General features: G+C 66.2%; 16 protein-coding genes. 7 read left to right on the top strand and 9 right to left on the bottom strand.

The window, feature by feature from the left end; all coding sequences use genetic code 11:
* The first annotated feature begins 16 nt into the window (after window positions 1-16).
* The gene (locus tag LK539_RS06995) at window positions 17-391 is read left to right on the top strand and encodes a nuclear transport factor 2 family protein (RefSeq protein WP_227800188.1); all 375 of its coding nucleotides are present in this window, start codon (window positions 17-19) and stop codon (window positions 389-391) included.
* On the opposite strand, the gene nth is transcribed toward LK539_RS06995, so the two are convergent.
* Complete coding sequence (gene nth, locus LK539_RS07000; protein ID WP_227800189.1) at window positions 370-1,062, bottom strand: endonuclease III; 693 nt, start codon at window positions 1,060-1,062, stop codon at window positions 370-372. The two genes, LK539_RS06995 and nth, sit on opposite strands and share 22 nt — an antisense overlap.
* A 3-nt stretch (window positions 1,063-1,065) precedes the next feature.
* Window positions 1,066-1,743, bottom strand: coding sequence for an electron transport complex subunit RsxB (rsxB, locus tag LK539_RS07005; protein WP_373889518.1), 678 nt, complete (start codon window positions 1,741-1,743; stop codon window positions 1,066-1,068).
* A 130-nt stretch (window positions 1,744-1,873) separates the two neighbouring features.
* Between rsxB and LK539_RS07010 the strand changes: the two genes are divergently transcribed.
* Window positions 1,874-2,206: an RcnB family protein gene (locus LK539_RS07010; protein ID WP_227800191.1), complete on the top strand. Its 333-nt coding sequence runs from the start codon at window positions 1,874-1,876 to the stop codon at window positions 2,204-2,206.
* Window positions 2,207-2,263: 57 nt separating this feature from the next.
* Here LK539_RS07010 and LK539_RS07015 read toward each other — a convergent pair whose 3' ends face one another.
* The 5 genes from LK539_RS07015 to LK539_RS07035 form a co-directional block, all read right to left on the bottom strand.
* A complete protein-coding gene (locus LK539_RS07015) occupies window positions 2,264-3,499 on the bottom strand; it encodes a polyhydroxyalkanoate depolymerase (RefSeq protein WP_227800192.1) in 1,236 nt (411 codons plus the stop codon).
* A 290-nt stretch (window positions 3,500-3,789) separates the two neighbouring features.
* Entirely contained in the window at window positions 3,790-4,887 is a 1,098-nt protein-coding gene (locus tag LK539_RS07020; RefSeq protein ID WP_227800193.1) for an NAD(P)/FAD-dependent oxidoreductase, read from the bottom strand.
* Window positions 4,888-4,995: 108 nt separating this feature from the next.
* On the bottom strand, window positions 4,996-5,319 hold the full coding sequence (fdxA, locus tag LK539_RS07025) for a ferredoxin FdxA (protein ID WP_227800194.1): 324 nt from the start codon (window positions 5,317-5,319) through the stop codon (window positions 4,996-4,998).
* 183 nt (window positions 5,320-5,502) lie between these two features.
* Complete coding sequence (locus tag LK539_RS07030) at window positions 5,503-5,778, bottom strand: protealysin inhibitor emfourin (protein ID WP_227800195.1); 276 nt, start codon at window positions 5,776-5,778, stop codon at window positions 5,503-5,505.
* Window positions 5,775-7,280, bottom strand: a complete 1,506-nt coding sequence (locus LK539_RS07035) for a hypothetical protein (RefSeq protein WP_227800196.1) — start codon at window positions 7,278-7,280, stop codon at window positions 5,775-5,777. Before LK539_RS07035 ends, LK539_RS07030 begins: the two co-directional genes overlap by 4 nt.
* 169 nt (window positions 7,281-7,449) lie before the next feature.
* Here LK539_RS07035 and LK539_RS07040 point away from each other — a divergent pair, with 169 nt between their 5' ends.
* On the top strand, window positions 7,450-7,731 hold the full coding sequence (locus LK539_RS07040; RefSeq protein ID WP_227800197.1) for a polyhydroxyalkanoic acid system family protein: 282 nt from the start codon (window positions 7,450-7,452) through the stop codon (window positions 7,729-7,731).
* A gap of 42 nt (window positions 7,732-7,773) precedes the next feature.
* Here LK539_RS07040 and LK539_RS07045 read toward each other — a convergent pair whose 3' ends face one another.
* Together LK539_RS07045 and LK539_RS07050 are read right to left on the bottom strand one after the other, a co-directional pair.
* Window positions 7,774-8,028: an acyl-CoA-binding protein gene (locus LK539_RS07045; protein WP_227800198.1), complete on the bottom strand. Its 255-nt coding sequence runs from the start codon at window positions 8,026-8,028 to the stop codon at window positions 7,774-7,776.
* Window positions 8,029-8,253: 225 nt separating this feature from the next.
* The gene (locus LK539_RS07050; protein WP_227800199.1) at window positions 8,254-8,610 is read right to left on the bottom strand and encodes an FKBP-type peptidyl-prolyl cis-trans isomerase; all 357 of its coding nucleotides are present in this window, start codon (window positions 8,608-8,610) and stop codon (window positions 8,254-8,256) included.
* A gap of 128 nt (window positions 8,611-8,738) precedes the next feature.
* Here LK539_RS07050 and LK539_RS07055 point away from each other — a divergent pair, with 128 nt between their 5' ends.
* The 4 genes from LK539_RS07055 (at window position 8,739) to LK539_RS07070 (ending at window position 15,320) form a co-directional block, all read left to right on the top strand.
* Complete coding sequence (locus LK539_RS07055; RefSeq protein WP_227800200.1) at window positions 8,739-9,548, top strand: EI24 domain-containing protein; 810 nt, start codon at window positions 8,739-8,741, stop codon at window positions 9,546-9,548.
* Window positions 9,549-9,612: 64 nt separating this feature from the next.
* Window positions 9,613-10,389 (top strand): molybdopterin-binding protein, encoded by a 777-nt coding sequence (locus LK539_RS07060; protein WP_227800201.1) that lies wholly within the window; start codon window positions 9,613-9,615, stop codon window positions 10,387-10,389.
* 258 nt (window positions 10,390-10,647) lie between these two features.
* Entirely contained in the window at window positions 10,648-13,932 is a 3,285-nt protein-coding gene (locus tag LK539_RS07065) for a transglycosylase domain-containing protein (RefSeq protein ID WP_227800202.1), read from the top strand.
* A gap of 35 nt (window positions 13,933-13,967) precedes the next feature.
* Window positions 13,968-15,320 carry a TAXI family TRAP transporter solute-binding subunit gene (locus LK539_RS07070; protein WP_227800203.1) on the top strand — a complete coding sequence of 451 codons (1,353 nt, stop codon included), beginning with the start codon at window positions 13,968-13,970 and terminating at the stop codon, window positions 15,318-15,320.
* The last annotated feature ends 23 nt before the right edge of the window (window positions 15,321-15,343 follow it).

Genomic DNA, 15,343 nt, shown 5'->3' on the forward strand with positions numbered 1-15,343 from the left:
TTTACCTTCGGAGCCCATGAATCCTTCCCCCCTCGCTATCGTCCAGGCCCAGCTCGACGCCTACAACGCCAAGGACCTCGACGCGCTGATGCGCACCTATGCCCCAGATGCGCAGCAGTTCGCGCTGCATGGCGCGCTGCTCGCCCAAGGGCATGACGAGATCCGCCCGCGCTACCAGCAGCGCTTCCTCGAGCCGGACCTGCAGGCGCGCCTGCTCAATCGCTCCGTGCTGGGCAACTTCGTCACCGACCTCGAGATCGTGACCCGCAACTTCCCGGAGGGACTGGGGACGGTCGAGATGCTGTGCGTGTATGAAGTGGTGGACGGGCGCATCGTGCGCGCCTCGTTCGCGACAGGGGAGACGCGGCTCTACCCCAGCTCCGCGGCCTGAGTCGCGAGGTCGGCGGCCGGATCGAGCACGCCGGCCGGCGCCGGCGTCTTGTCCCTGAACTCGCACAGGTCGGCGATCAAACAGTTCCAGCAGCGCGGCTTGCGCGCCACGCAGGTGTAGCGGCCGTGCAGGATCAGCCAGTGGTGGGCGTCGTGCAGAAAATCCTTCGGCACGAACTTGAGCAGCTTCTGTTCCACGATGTCGACGTTCTTGCCCGGTGCGATCCTGGTGCGGTTGGACACCCGGAAGATGTGGGTGTCGACCGCCATGGTCGGCTCCCCAAACGCGGTGTTCAGCACCACGTTGGCGGTCTTGCGGCCGACGCCGGGCAGGGCTTCCAGCGCCTCGCGCGATTGCGGCACCTCGCCGCCGTACTGGTCCACCAGGATCTGGCAGGTGGCGATCACGTTCTTGGCCTTGTTGTTGTACAGGCCGATGGTCGAGATGTAGGACTTGAGTTCGTCCAGCCCGAGGTCGAGGATGGCCTGCGGCGTGTTCGCCACCGGATACAGGCGGCGCGTGGCCTTGTTGACGCCGACGTCGGTCGACTGCGCCGACAGCAGCACCGCGATCAGGAGTTCGAAGGGCGTGGTGAATTCGAGCTCGGTGGTCGGCTTCGGGTTGGCGGCGCGGAAGCGCGTGAAGATCTCTAAACGTTTGGCGGGGTTCATCGCTTATGTCTGGTCCGGTGGATTGCCCGCTGCCTTCTGGCGTGCACGCTCCATCGCGGCGGCGATGATGGCGCGCTTGCGCTCCTTCTCGGCCAGCTCCTCGGGCGTGTTGGTCACTTCAGCAGTCACCGCGCGCATCTTTTCCAGCGCCTTGGCGGCCAGGCGCGCATCGTTCTCTTCCTTTTCACGGCGCAGGCGCTCGCTGCGGAAGTCGTGGCGCGCGCGCGCCGCATCGGCGGCTTCCTGCGACCACGCGGCCCAGCCGGTTGCATTGGTGACCGGCGCCATCGAGATGCAGTCGACCGGGCAGGGCGCCACGCACAGGTCGCAGCCGGTGCACAGGCTCGGCAGGATGGTGTGCATCTGCTTGGCCGCGCCCATGATGGCGTCCACCGGACAGGCCTGGATGCACAGCGTGCAGCCGATGCAGAGCGACTCGTCGATGAAGGCGACCGGGCGCGGGCGCTCGACGCCGTTGGCCGGGTTGATCGGGATGACGGGACGGCCGGTGACGGCGGACAGGCGGTGCACGCCCTCCATGCCGCCCGGCGGGCACTGGTTGATCTCGGCCTCGCCGCGCGCGATCGCTTCCGCATACGGACGGCATGCGGGGTAGCCGCACTTGGTGCATTGCGTCTGCGGCAGCGCGTCTTCGATCAGGTCGGCAAGGGTCTTGGTCACGGCGAAGGGCAAGCGGTCAAAGCCGACATTATCCGCCAAAACCGCAGCCGGCGCGATGTGCGTGCTGGAGCGAACAGACTGCCGGGTTCGCGCATGGTCTACTGGGGGCTCGACGCTAGGAGGAGCTCACATGAACAAATTGATCGTTCCGCTGCTGGCCGCGGCGGTGCTGGCCGGTGGCGCCGCGGCCCAGGTCTACGCGCGCGGCGAGCAGCAGGCCAGGGCGCAGCAGGCGCAGGCCGTCAAGGCCGGTCCCTACCGCAGCGTGCAGGCCAGCGGCCAGCTCAAGCGCGGCGAACAGCTGCCGCCGCGCTATCGCACGCATCACTACGTGGTGGAGAACTGGAAGGCGCACCGCCTGAGCGAACCGCCGCCGGGGCACCAGTGGGTGCAGGCGGGGAGCGACTATGCGCTGGTGGCGATTGCCACGGGAGTGGTGACGGAGGTGCTGGTGGGGCGTTGAGGTAATGGCGCGCCCCAAACAAAAATGCCGGAGCACGCTCCGGCATTTTTTCTTACATCAGGCATGCGCCCGGATGAACTCCCCGATCTTCGGGCAGATGATCTCGCGCCAGCGGCGGCCCGAGAAGATGCCGTAGTGGCCGCACTTGGGCGCCACGAATTCCTGGTGCATGTCCTTCGGGATGCCGGTGCACAGGTCGTGCGCGGCGCGGGTCTGGCCCAGGCCCGAGATGTCGTCCAGCTCGCCCTCGACGGTGAACAGGGCCACGGTCTTGATGTCCTGCGGACGCACCAGCTGGCCGCCCACTTCCCAGGTGCCCTTCGGCAGCGCGTGGTCCTGGAACACGGTCTTGATGGTCTCGAGGTAGTACTCGGCTGGCATGTCGAGCACGGCGTTGTATTCGTCGTAGAACTGGCGGTGCGACTCGGCGGAGTCGTCGTCGCCGCGCACCAGGTGCTGGTAGAACTCCCGGTGGCTCTGGGCGTGGCGGCCCGGGTTCATGGCGATGAAGCCGGCGTGCTGCAGGAAGCCCGGGTACACCTTGCGGCCGAAGCCAGGGTAGTTGCCCGGCACCGAGTAGATCACGGTGTTCTCGAACCAGGAGAAGGGCTTTTCGGTCGCCAGGTCATTGACCGCGGTCGGCGACTTGCGCGGATCGATCGGGCCGCCCATCATCGTCATGGTCTTGGGCAGCTTCGGGTCATTGTTGGTCGCCATCAGCGAGATCGCGGCCAGCACCGGCACGGTCGGCTGGCACACCGAGATCACGTGGACGTCGGGGCCGAGGTGGCGGATGAAGTCCTGGACGTAGTAGATGTAGTCGTCGAGGTGGAACGGTCCTTCGGACAGCGGCACCATGCGGGCGTCGGTCCAGTCGGTGATGAAGACGTCGTGTTCGACCAGCAGGGCGCGCACGGTGTCGCGCAGCAGGGTGGCGTGGTGGCCCGACAGCGGCGCCACGACCAGCACGGTCGGCTGCTTCAGCGCGGCGAACGCCTTGTCGCTCAGGTCTTTCCTGAAATGCAGCAGCTTGCAGAAGGGCTTTTCGACGGCCGTGTGCTCGATGATGCCGACATCCTTACCCTTGATGGATACGGTCTTGATGCCGAATGCCGGCTTTTCGTAATCCTTCCCCAGGCGGTACATCAGCTCGTAGCCTGCAGCGATACGCTGGGAGAACGGGGTATGCGCGAATGGCGAAACGGGGTTCGAGAACAGTTTGGAGGACGCATCTGCCCACTGCATCAGTGGGGTCAGGAAGGAGCGTTGCATCTCGTGCAGTTGGTAAAGCATAAATAATTCCTTCGAATAGACTGGGCGTCGCAATCGTTTGCGCATGCTCGCAGTCAATTATAGGGGATAGTGATTTACTTGTGGAAACAGTCCTTTTCACTTCCCTTTTTGCATAGACTACTTGTAGCATATTTGTGCAACACCGCTCCGTGAAGCGGCCAACATATGCAGGTAGGCCCTGTCCGACACGCCATTTCTGTTGTTATGACACTAAAACAACAGCGTGGAGCGGACATGAAAAATGCCGCCGGGCTTGCGCCGGGCGGCATTTTTATGTCCTAAGCTAGAGATCAATCGAAGACCGGGGTCTCGACGCCGAGGATCTTGTGCAGTTTCGGCGAGGTCGTCGTGTACTGCATGTGGATCTTCTTGTCCGGGAAGATGTAGGGCGCGGCGCCGAAGGCGGCCAGCGCGGCTTCGTGGAAGCCCGACAGGATCAGCTTCTTCTTGCCCGGGTAGGTGTTGATGTCGCCCACGGCGAAGATGCCCGGCACGTTGGTCTCGAACTTCTCGGTGTCCACGACCTTGAGCTGCTTGCGCTCGATGTCCAGGCCCCATTCGGCGATCGGGCCCAGCTTCGGCGACAGGCCGAAGAACACCAGCAGCATGTCGAGCGGGACGCGGCGGGTGACGCCGTCGGCGCCGGTGACCTTCACTTCGCTCAGCTGGCCGGCCTTCTCTTCGAAACCGGTGACCTGGCCGATGATCAGCTGCATCTCGTATTCGTCGCACAGGGCCTTCATCTTGGCCACCGAGGCCGGCGCCGCGCGGAAGTCTTCGCGACGGTGCAGCAGCACGACCGACTCGGCCTTGCCGACGAAGTTCAGGGCCCAGTCCAGGGCGGAGTCGCCGCCGCCGCAGATGACCAGGTTCTTGCCTTCGAACAGGACAGGATCCTTGACGCGGTAGAACAGCTGGGTGTTCTCGAACTTCTCGATGCCGTCGACCTTCATGGTGCGCGCCTGGAACGAGCCAACGCCGGCAGCGATGAAGATGGTCTTGGTGATGAAACGGGTGCCGGTCGAGGTCTCGACGTTGAAGCGGCTGTCTTCGCGGCGCTGGACGGTGGTGACTTCCTGGCCCAGGTGGAAGGTCGGCTCGAACGGCTCGATCTGCTTGAGCAGGTTGTCGGTCAGTTCCTGGCCGGTGCACACCGGCACGGCCGGGATGTCGTAGATCGGCTTGTCCGGGTACAGTTCCACGCACTGGCCGCCGACGGCCGGCAGCGAATCGATGACGTGGGCCTTGATTTCGAGGAGGCCGAGTTCGAAGACCTGGAACAGGCCGACCGGACCGGCGCCGATGATCACGGCATCGGCTTCGATCGCGCCGGCGAAGGAGCTGTTGGGAGCGATGCTGCCCGCTTCGTGGGAGGCACTGATAGTCATGCGCTTAAACTTTCTGTGTATTGGATAGGGTGTGACGGTGGCCGCTAGTGTGCCACGATTGACGAACCTGCGCTGGCCAGGGCCCTGGCGGGCCCGGCCGGGAGAAGATCAGCGGGCCAGCTGGTCCAGCTTGTCCTTGACGTCTTTCCACTCTTCGGCGTCGGGCAGGGCCGGCTTGGTCTTGGTGATCGATGGCCAGGCGCGCGACAGGTCGGCGTTGATCTTGATGAACTGCTGCTGGTCCGACGGCACGTCTTCTTCCGCGTAGATCGCGTTCACCGGGCATTCGGCCACGCAGACGGCGCAGTCGATGCACTCGTCAGGATCGATGGCGAGGAAATTCGGGCCTTCCCGGAAACAATCTACCGGGCATACATCGACGCAGTCGGTGTAACGACAACGGATGCACGATTCGGTGACAACGTGGGTCATAACAGTCCTATTAGTGTTGGTGTGTCGCGGCGCCGGACGCTGAATGGGGCCGACGGGACTTGCAAAGCACTGTATTTTAGGGCAATTCGGGTTTTCCTACAAATCAGCCTTATACACAATATATATAAGCAAATGTGGCGCATGACGGCGCACCCGAGAGCGCCGTCATGCGCCATCCATGGCTCAGGCGCTGGTGCGCAGGCGGTCGAGCAGGGCCTGCCAGTCGCCGCCGCTGCCGTCCTCGCGCACGAACACGGTATGGCAGCGCGGGCCATCCTCGACCGTGATTTCCCAGCGCGGCAGGTCGGCCCCGACCGGGCATTCGGGCGCCGCCGAGAAGAAGTCGAGCCGGCCGAGCAGGGTTTCGAGCTCGCCGCCGCCCGGGTGGGCGGCGGTGTCGAGGTCGTAGGCTTCGGCCAGGCCGGCGAAGCCGCCGCAGGCGCGTGCGCTGATTTTCATGGCTCTTCCACCACACCCGCCACGGGCACGGCCGCCGCGGGCACGACGCATTCGCCGAGGCGGCCGTTGGCCGCGCACCAGCGCGCCAGCGCCTGGGCTTCGCTGTCGAGCACCCGGTGCACCCGGTGGTATTCGGGCAGGTTCATGGTGCCGCAGCAGGCGCGCCGGTCCTGGCGCGCGCCCGGCTTGTCGCAGACCTTGGGCGCCAGCGGGCCGGCCGGGGCGGTCTCGGTAGCCTGGGCGGGCTGCTCGACCACGTCGCGGCGGGCAAACTGGTTGCGGATGAAGCCGGCGTAGGCGGCCGGCTTGCCGTCTTCCTGCACGATGCGCAGCATCTCGTTGACCACGTCGACGTACGAGGCGGCGCTGTCGGGGGCGGCGATCAGGGCGCGCAGCAGCAGCCCGCGCAGGTAGGCCGCCACCCGGTGCAGCACGGCGGCGCAGTCGTCAAAAGTCGGGTTGCGCTCGTAGGCGAACATGTCGGCCAGCACGTCGTACATGGCGCCGGTGAACACCTGCGAGATCGCGTGCACCTGGGTGCCGGCCTGGCCCAGGGTCAGGTCATTGTCGGCATTGCGCAGGCCGGTAGTGCCACCCAGCGCCATGCCGAACTGCTCGGCGATGTCGGACAAATAGGTCTTGTCGTGCAGGTGGGCCTTGGTCTGGGCCACCACCGCCTCGCACTGGTCGAGCTGGGACAGGGCCAGGAAGATCGCGGTCAGGTCGCCGAAGGCTTCGTGCAGGCCACCGGTCTGGGGCGGCGCGTCGGCCAGCAGCCATTGCGGTTTCAGGCCGTCGAGCACCGCGTGCGCGGTTTCATGGGCCACGATGTCGAAGGAGCGGCAGGTATAGACGCGCGCAGCCTCGCCGCCTTCGACACCGTTGGGAATGAAGTCGCCGAACTTCAGGCAGCCCTGGGTGCGGCTGTAGAAGGCGTTCATCACGTTCGGCAGGCCGTAGGGGAAGACCGCCAGAGGGCGCGTGTCCATGCTGGTATTCCACTGCCAGGGCAGCGGCATGTCGAGGCCCGCCGTCAGCAGGGCGCGCTGGTACATGGTCAGGGTCTGGCGCACCACGGCGAAGGTGTGCACGGCGTCGAACTGGGGCGTGTCGGGCTGGGTGACGAAGTCGCCGAAGGCGTTCGGCTCGACCGCGTCGATGCCGGGCGTGCCGGGCGCGATGCGGGCGTCGCGCGGACCGGCCAGCACCGGGCCCGGCAGGTAGGCGCGGCGGGTGCCGATCTCGCCCACGGACGGGTCCTGCTTCCACATCAGCACGCGGGCGCCGAAGGCGTAGGGCAGCGGCGGCGCCTCGGCAAGCTCCTCGTCATCGGGCAGGCCGGATGGCGTTGTCGTGGCATCGCCCGGCTCGATCGGCTGCTCGAGCAGCCTGGCGATGCGGTGCTGCTGCTGGTAGGGGGCGCTGGGCGTGGGGATGAAGCGGACCGGAGGCTGGTCACTGGGCGTGTCCAGCTCGTCCGGCAAGAGGGCACCTGGTTCCATGACGGCTCCTTGCGATATGTCGGTCGGCACCCCCATGGTCGCGCGCCGGGCGGCGCGGGCATTGACTGGCGTCAATTGATCTGGATCGAGCCCAAGGCTGGCATCCTCAGCCGCCAACTGGCATCATGGCGGACTGTTTTGCAACGGAATAAGAAAAAGGATTGTCCAGATGTCGGAAATTAGCATCGTCCAGGAACATACGCTCAGCCCGGAACAGGCGCGCGCGGCGGCCCAGCAGGTGGCCCAGAAGCTCGCGGCCGACTACGACCTGGCCTGCAAATGGGATGGCGACGTGCTGCGCTTCGAGCGTAGTGGGGTGGAAGGCGCGCTGAGCCTGGAAGGCCAGCGCGCGGCGCTGCGGATCCGCCTGGGATTCTTCATGAGCGCCTTCGCATCGAGCATCGAGGCCAAGGTGGCGGAAAAGATGCGCAAGGTGTTCGTGCCCGCCTGAGAGAGCAGGCTTGCCGGCCGCACGCGCGGCCGGCCCGGTACATCAGCCCTTCAGTTCCTCGATCAGGTCGATGTACTGCTGCATCGCGTCTTCCTGCGAGGTGCCCTTCAGGGCAGCCCAGGCGTCGAACTTGGCGCGGTTGACGAAATCGGTCATGCCCGGACGCTCGCCGGTGGCGTCGCCGCTCGAGCCCTGCTTGTACAGCGCGTAAATCTTCAGCAAGGTCATGTTGTCCGGGCGTTCCGGCAGATTCTTCGATTCGGCCTGGGCCTGGGCGAACTGTTCCTGCAAGCTCATGAATACTCCTGTGTTGGTTGCGTTGGCAATGTGGTAATGCAGGAGGCGATCTTAGCGCAGGAGGAGGGCGTCCACCGCCAAACGGGGCGAACTTTAGAGGGGATGCTCGGGGGATGTAGGGTGGGCGGGTCTTCCCGCCCACGCGGTGATAGCTGCAGCGTGCTTCGCGAAAATGCTCCGGCTGCTTGAACGCGTGGGCGGACAAGCCGCCCACCCTACAACACCTCAGACCGCGAGCAGTTCGACGTCGAAGATGAGAGTCGCGTTCGGCGGGATCACGCCGCCGGCGCCGCGCGCGCCGTAGCCGAGGCTGGCCGGGATGGTCAGGCGGCGCTGGCCGCCGACCTTCATGCCCTGCACGCCTTCGTCCCAGCCGCGGATCACGTGGCCGGCGCCCAGCGCGAACTGGAACGGGTCGTTGCGGTCCTTGCTCGAATCGAACTTGGCGCCCTGGCTGCCGTCGTCGTTGCGCAGCCAGCCGGTGTAGTGGACGGTGACGTGCTGGCCGGCTTTCGCCTCGGCGCCGCTGCCGACGACGGTGTCTTCGTATTGCAGGCCGGAATCAGTGGTATTGGTGGACATGGTTTTCCCTGTTGTTCAAGTTGAACGGGGATTGTAGTCCATGCATCGCGGGTGCGCCAAACCGGGGCCGCACCCTTGCGGCTCATCTGCGTAGAATGGCGCTATCGCCAGCCATAACAGGAGTCACGATGAAGGGCATCGGTACCGCTTACCGCCGCGCACTGCGCGCCCAGTTCACCCGCCGCATGCTGGTGCTCTCCGGCGCGCCCCTGGTACTGTCGCTGCTGTTGTGGGGCGCCGTCCTGTGGACCGGGCTGCAGCCGCTGCTCGACTGGCTGCAGGGCGTCTTCACCGACTACGGCCTGTTCCAGGCCAGCGGCAGTACGCTGGGGATGCTGGGGCTGGGCGTGTTCAAGGTAATGGTGGTGCCGCTGCTGGCGATCGCGCTGCTGCTGCCCCTGATGATCGGTTCGGCCCTGCTGTTCATGGGCGTGATCGCCATGCCCGCGATCGAACGCCACGTCGGCACGACCCAGTACCCGAAGCTGGAAAAGAAGCAGGGCGGTTCCTTCCTCGGCAGCGTTGCCATCAACGTCGGCAGCACCGCCGTGTTCGCGCTGCTGTGGCTGATCGCGCTGCCGCTGTACGCGGTGCCGCCGCTGGCTTGGCTGGTGCAGGCCTGCCTGTGGGCCTGGGTCACGTCGCGCGTGATGAGCTACGACGCGCTGGCCGCCCACGCCAGTCCCGAAGAACGGCGTGAACTGATGCGGCGCCATCGCGGCGCACTGCTGGCGATCGGCCTGGCTTCCGGCCTGGCCGGGGCGCTGCCCGGCATCGCCTGGATGGGCGGGGCGCTGCTGTCGATCGTGCTCTTTCCCTTCCTGGCCATGCTGTCGCTCTGGCTGTACATCATGATCTTCCTGTTCGCCGGCCTGTGGTTCCAGTACTTCTGCCTGCAGGCGCTGGAAGAGCTGCGCGCGGGCACGCCGCAGGCCTGAGGCTTCACAGGTATTTCCCTGTCCTGTGGCACACTGGCCTGAACGTGAAGAAGGAGAAGCTCATATGGGAATTGGCCTGATCGTCATCGGCGACGAGATCCTGTCCGGCAGGCGCCAGGACAAGCATTTTTCGAAAGTGGTCGAGCTGCTCGGCGCGCGCGGCCTGCAGCTGGCCTGGGCCGAATTCGTGGGCGACGACCCAAGGCGCCTGACGGCGCTGCTGCAGCGCAGCTTCGCGGGCGACGACATCGTGTTCTCCTGCGGCGGCATCGGCGCCACGCCGGACGACCACACGCGCCAGTGCGCCGCCGCGGCGCTCGGGCTGCCGCTGGTGCTGCATCCCGAAGGGCGCCTGAACATCGAGGAGCGCATCCGCGAGACCGCTGGCCTTGATGCCGACATGAACGCGCCCGAGAACCTGCAGCGCCTCAAGATGGCCGAGTTCCCGCAAGGAGCCGGCCTGGTTCCCAATCCGTACAACCGCATTGCCGGCTTCACGGTCGGCGACCACCACTTCGTGCCGGGCTTTCCGGTGATGGCCTGGCCGATGATCGAATGGGTGCTGGACACCCACTACGCCCACTTATTTCACGCGGCTGTGCACCTGGAGCGCTCCCTGCTCGTTTATGAACAGGGAGAGGCCGACCTCACCCCGATGATGGAGGCGCTGGAGCGCGACTATCCCGGCCTGCGGGTGTTCAGCCTGCCGAGCGTGGGCGACGCCCAGACCCGCCGCCACATCGAGCTGGGCGTGAAGGGCGCGCCTGCGCAAGTGGAGCCGGCCTTCGGGGCGATGCAGGCCGAACTGCAGAGCCGCGGCGCCGAATTCGAGGTGTTGTAGGACGACATGCCGTCCTGCTAACTCAGCCGTTGTTTTTTTGCGAAAATACTTCGCGCGCATCAAATTTGTTAAACGGTGTCTCGCGCGTGTCGTATTGATGTGGTGGAATGATACCTGTGGAGGTGCAATCCTGAGTGAGTTTGCGCCGCGCATTTTTGCAGACTGGCGAGGACCCAACATCACTCGAAAAGGCAGGCAAGGATGGCGGGCAGGTTGGCGGGGATTGAGCACGTATTGATTCAAACCGGTTGAGCCATCATGGAAAGTATTCGCCGCAATATGCGGCCAAGTAATTTATTTCAGGTAGTCGGCAGCTGGCTCGGGCGTCCCGCCCAGGCCATGGCCGGCGCCGCGCCCGTATTCGCATCCGCGGGCGGCAACGACGTTCCCCTGTACGAAGCCTATCCGCACCTGGCGGCAGGCGGCGGTGCCGGCGCGCCGGACCGGCCGTCCGGCGCGCCCGTGCCGCCGGAAGCACCCGAGGGCGGGCCCGAGCGCACGCCCGAACCGGCGCCGCGCAAGCGCCGCTTCAAGCCCTATTTCTACCTCGGCCTCCTGATCTTCCTGGTGCTGCTGGGCGCCTGGGGCGCGCTTGAGATGCGCACCTCGCGCCTGCAGGCGATGATCTTCGCCGACATGGCCAGCGAGCTGACCTACCGCATGGACAAGGGCCCCAGCAACGCCATTCGCTTCCCGGCCGCCAGCCCCTACGACACCCGCCTGGGCTACGCCAGCATGCCGGCCTACCTGCAGAAACTGCAGTCGCGCGGCTACTTCATCGAGGCGCAGGCGCGCATGTCGCCGCAGATGATCGCGATGGCCGACCGCGGCCTGTACGCCACCTACCACGAGAAGACCAAGGTCGGCCTCGAGATCCTCGACTGCCGCGCGCAGCCGCTGTTCGCGTCGCGCTTCCCCGAGCGCTTCTATCACAAGTTCGACGATGCGCCGCCGCTGCTGGTGCAAAGCCTGCTGTTCATCGAGAACCGCGAACTGCTCGACCCGGCCTACCCGCGCCGCAACCCGGCAGTGGAATGGGACCGCTTCTCGAAAGCGGTGTTCGACAAGACCCTGAGCAGCGTCGGCCTGGGCGGCGCCGGCCGCGTGGCGGGCGGCTCCACGCTCGCGACCCAGATCGAGAAATACCGCCATTCGGCCGAAGGCCGTACCGGCTCGCTGGGCGACAAGATCATCCAGATGGCCTCGGCCACGCTGCGCGCCTACCAGGACGGCGAAGACACCACCAAGGCGCGGCGCCAGATCGTGCTCGACTACCTGAATACCGTGCCGCTGTCGGCCAAGCCGGGCTACGGCGAGGTCAACGGCATCGGCGACGGCATGTGGGTCTGGTACGGGCGCGACTTCGACAAGACCAGCAAGATGCTGCGCGGCCCGATGGACAGCCAGGAAGCGGTCACCGCCTACAAGGAAGCGCTGTCGCTGATGATCGCGCAGCGCCGCCCGGCCTATTACCTGGGCGACGGCGAGCATGACCTCGAAACCCTCACCAACAGCCACCTGCGCGTGCTGGCCCAGACCGGCGTGATCTCGCCGCAGCTGCGCGACGCCGCGCTCAAGGTCCAGCTGCACCCGTCCCAGGCCTCGGGTGTGGCCGCGCCGGGCGCCGACGCCTTCGTGTCGCGCAAGGCCGCGAATGCGGTGCGCAACCACCTCGGCTATCTGGTGGGCGACTCGCGCCTGTACAACGTCGACCGCCTCGACCTGTCGGTGGTTTCCACCCTCGACGCCAGCGTGCAGCAGGCCGTCACCGCGGCGCTGCGCCAGCTGTCGGACGCCGAACACGCGAAAGAGGCCGGCCTGACCGGCAAGGGCCTGCTCGGCAACGGCGACCCGGCCCAGGTGGTGTACAGCTTCACCCTGATGGAGCGCGGCGAGCACGTGAACTACCTGCGGGTCCAGACCGACAACTACGACCAGCCGCTCGACATCAACGAAGGCGCCAAGCTCGACCTGGGTTCGACCGCCAAGCTGCGTACCCTGGTGACCTACCTCGACATCGTCGACCAGCTGCACAAGCGCTACGAGCCGATGGACAAGATCGGCCTGATGGGCGTGGAAGTCGATCCGAAAGACCGCATGTCGCAGTGGGCGGTGGAATACTTCCAGCAGCTGCCGGACGGCGCCGACCGTGGCCTCAAGCCCATGCTGGCCGCCGCGATGGAGCGCAAGTACTCGGCCAACCCGGGCGAAGCCTTCTTCACCGGCGGCGGCCTGCACACCTTCGGCAACTTCAGCAAGCTGGATAACAGCAAGATCATGACGGTGACCGAAGCGCTGCGCAATTCGACCAACCTCGTGTTCGTGCGCATGATGCGCGACGTGGTGCGCTACTACATGTTCCAGCTGCCGGGTTCCTCGGCCAAGCTGCTGGCCGACGCCGACGACCCGCGCCGCCAGATGTACCTGGCACGCTTCGCCGACAACGAGGGCAAGGTCTTCATGGCCAAGTTCTGGAACAAGTACAAGGGCAAGACCCCGCAGGAGGTGGAAAGCCTGCTGTTCTCCGGCATCCGCCCGATGGCCTCGAAGCTGGCTGCCGCCCACCGCACGGTGTTCCCGAAGGCGACGCTGGAGCAGTTCGGCGCCTTCGTCGACAAGGCCCTGCCGGATTCGGTCGACATGGATCCGGACCGCATCCCGAAGATGTACGAGATGTACGATCCGAAGAACATGTCGCTGGCCGACCGCGGCTACGTGGCCTCGGTGCACCCGCTCGAACTGTGGCTGGCGGGCTACCTGATCACCCATCCGAAGGCCGGCTGGACCGAAGTCACCGACGCCAGCGTCAAGGAGCGCCAGGAAGTGTATTCCTGGCTGTTCAAGACCCACCGCAAGCACGCCCAGGACAAGCGCATCGCCGGCCTGATCGAGGTGGAAGCCTTCCTCAAGATCCACGCCCAGTGGAAGAAGATGGGCTACCCCTTCGATTCGCTGGTGCCGTCCTACGCCACCACGCTGGGCGCCTCGGCCGACCGTCCGGCCGCGCTGGCCGAACTGATGGGCATCATCGTCAACGGCGGCGTGCGCAAGCCTGTCGAGCGCATCGACTCGCTGCACTTCGCCAAGGACACGCCGTACGAGACCCTGGTCAAGCGCAGCAAGGGCGGCGGCAAGGAGCAGGTCCTGTCGCCTGAAGTCGCCCGTACCGTGGCCGACGCCATCCAGGGCGTGGTCAGCGACGGCACCGCCAAGCGCGTGAAGACCGCCTTCACCCAGTCTGACGGCAGCGTGATCGCCGTGGGCGGCAAGACCGGTACCGGCGACCAGCGCTTCGAGGTGTATGCGCGCGGCGGCCGCGTGATCGAGTCGCGCTACGTGAACCGCTCGGCGACCTTTGTCTTCAACATCGGCGAGCGCTACTTCGGCAGCATGACCGCCTATGTGCACGGCCCGCAGGCCGGCAACTACGACTTTACCAGCGCGCTGCCGGTGCAGCTGCTGGCGAACCTGGCCCCGAGCCTGATGCCGATGATCGAACCGCCTGCGGGCAGCGTGGCCGCCCAGCGTCAGTGCGTGCGTTGAAACCCGGCGTTTCGGGTACGGCAGTGCGGCGCGCCATGACGCGGGTGCGCCAGTTCAGCTTCGTGTCCCTGCGCGACCTGCTGGTCGCCAGCGGACCGACCCTGCTGGCGGCGATCGCGGTGGCGGTGCTGGCCTACCTCTGGGTCGACCCGGCGCCGCCGCGCCGCCTCAGCATGGCCACCGGCCAGTTCAACAGCGCCTACCAGGAATTCGGCCGCCAGTACGCCGAACTGCTGGCGCGCGACGACATCACGCTGCAGCTGCAGCCCTCGCTCGGTTCCCACGAAAACCTGCAGCGCCTGATCGAGGGCCGGGCCGACATCGCCTTCGTGCAGAGCGGCTCGACCAGCGACGGCCAGGCCGCGCGGGCAGGGCTGGTCTCGCTCGGCAGCCTGTTCACCGAACCGGTGTGGCTGTTCCTGCGCGAAGAGGCCAAGGTAAGCCACCTGACCGACCTGAAGGGCAAACGCATCAACCTGGGCCCGGAAGGCACCGGCGTGCCGCGCCTGTTCCGCCAGGTGCTCGATGCCAACGGCGTCGAACCCGCCCAGCTGAAGATCGGCGCGCTGGAAAACACGCCGGCGACGGTGGAACTGCTGGCCGGCCGTATCGACGGCCTGGTGTTCAGCTCCGCGCCGGAAGCGCCGCTGATCCAGATGCTGCTGCAGACCCCAGGCATCAGGCTGTTCAACTTCACCCAGGCCGACGCCTACACCCGGCGCCTGCCCTTCCTGACCCACGTGGTACTGCCGCGCGGGATCGTCGACCTCGGGCGCGACATCCCGTCCCAGGACTACCACCTGATCGCGCCCACCGCCACGCTGGTGGCAAGGGAAGACCTGCATCCGGCCCTGGTGGGCCTGCTGGTGAAGTCGGCCGGCGAGATCCACGGCAAGGCCGGCTGGTTCCAGCAGCAGGGCCAGTTCCCCTCGCCGAAATACACCGAGATCCCGGTGGCGCGCGAGGCCGCGCGCTACTACCGCGACGGCCCGCCCTTCATGCAGCGCTACATGCGCTTCTGGCTGGCCAACCTGTTCGAGCGCCTGTGGGTGGTGGCGGTCGCACTGGCGGCGCTCCTGATTCCGCTGTCGAAGATCGTCCCGCCGATCTACGTGTGGCGCGTGCGTTCGCGCGTGTATCGCTGGTACGGCGAGCTGCGCAAGGTGGAGCAGGAACTCGAAGCGATCGCACCGGAAGACCGCGAGGCGGCACGCGAGGGCCTGCTGCACCGCCTCGACGACATCGAGGAACGCGTCAACCACATCTCGATCCCGCTCGCCTATGCGGAAGAACTGTACCGCCTGCGCAGCCACATCAACTTCGTGCGCGAGCGGGTGCGCGGCACCATCGACCGCAATGGCTTCGCCACCCCGCCCTTGACGAAGTAGCAAAGGCCGGCGCAAACGGATTA

The sequence above is a fragment of the Massilia sp. IC2-476 genome (assembly GCF_020707295.1).
GTDB lineage: Bacteria > Pseudomonadota > Gammaproteobacteria > Burkholderiales > Burkholderiaceae_D > Telluria.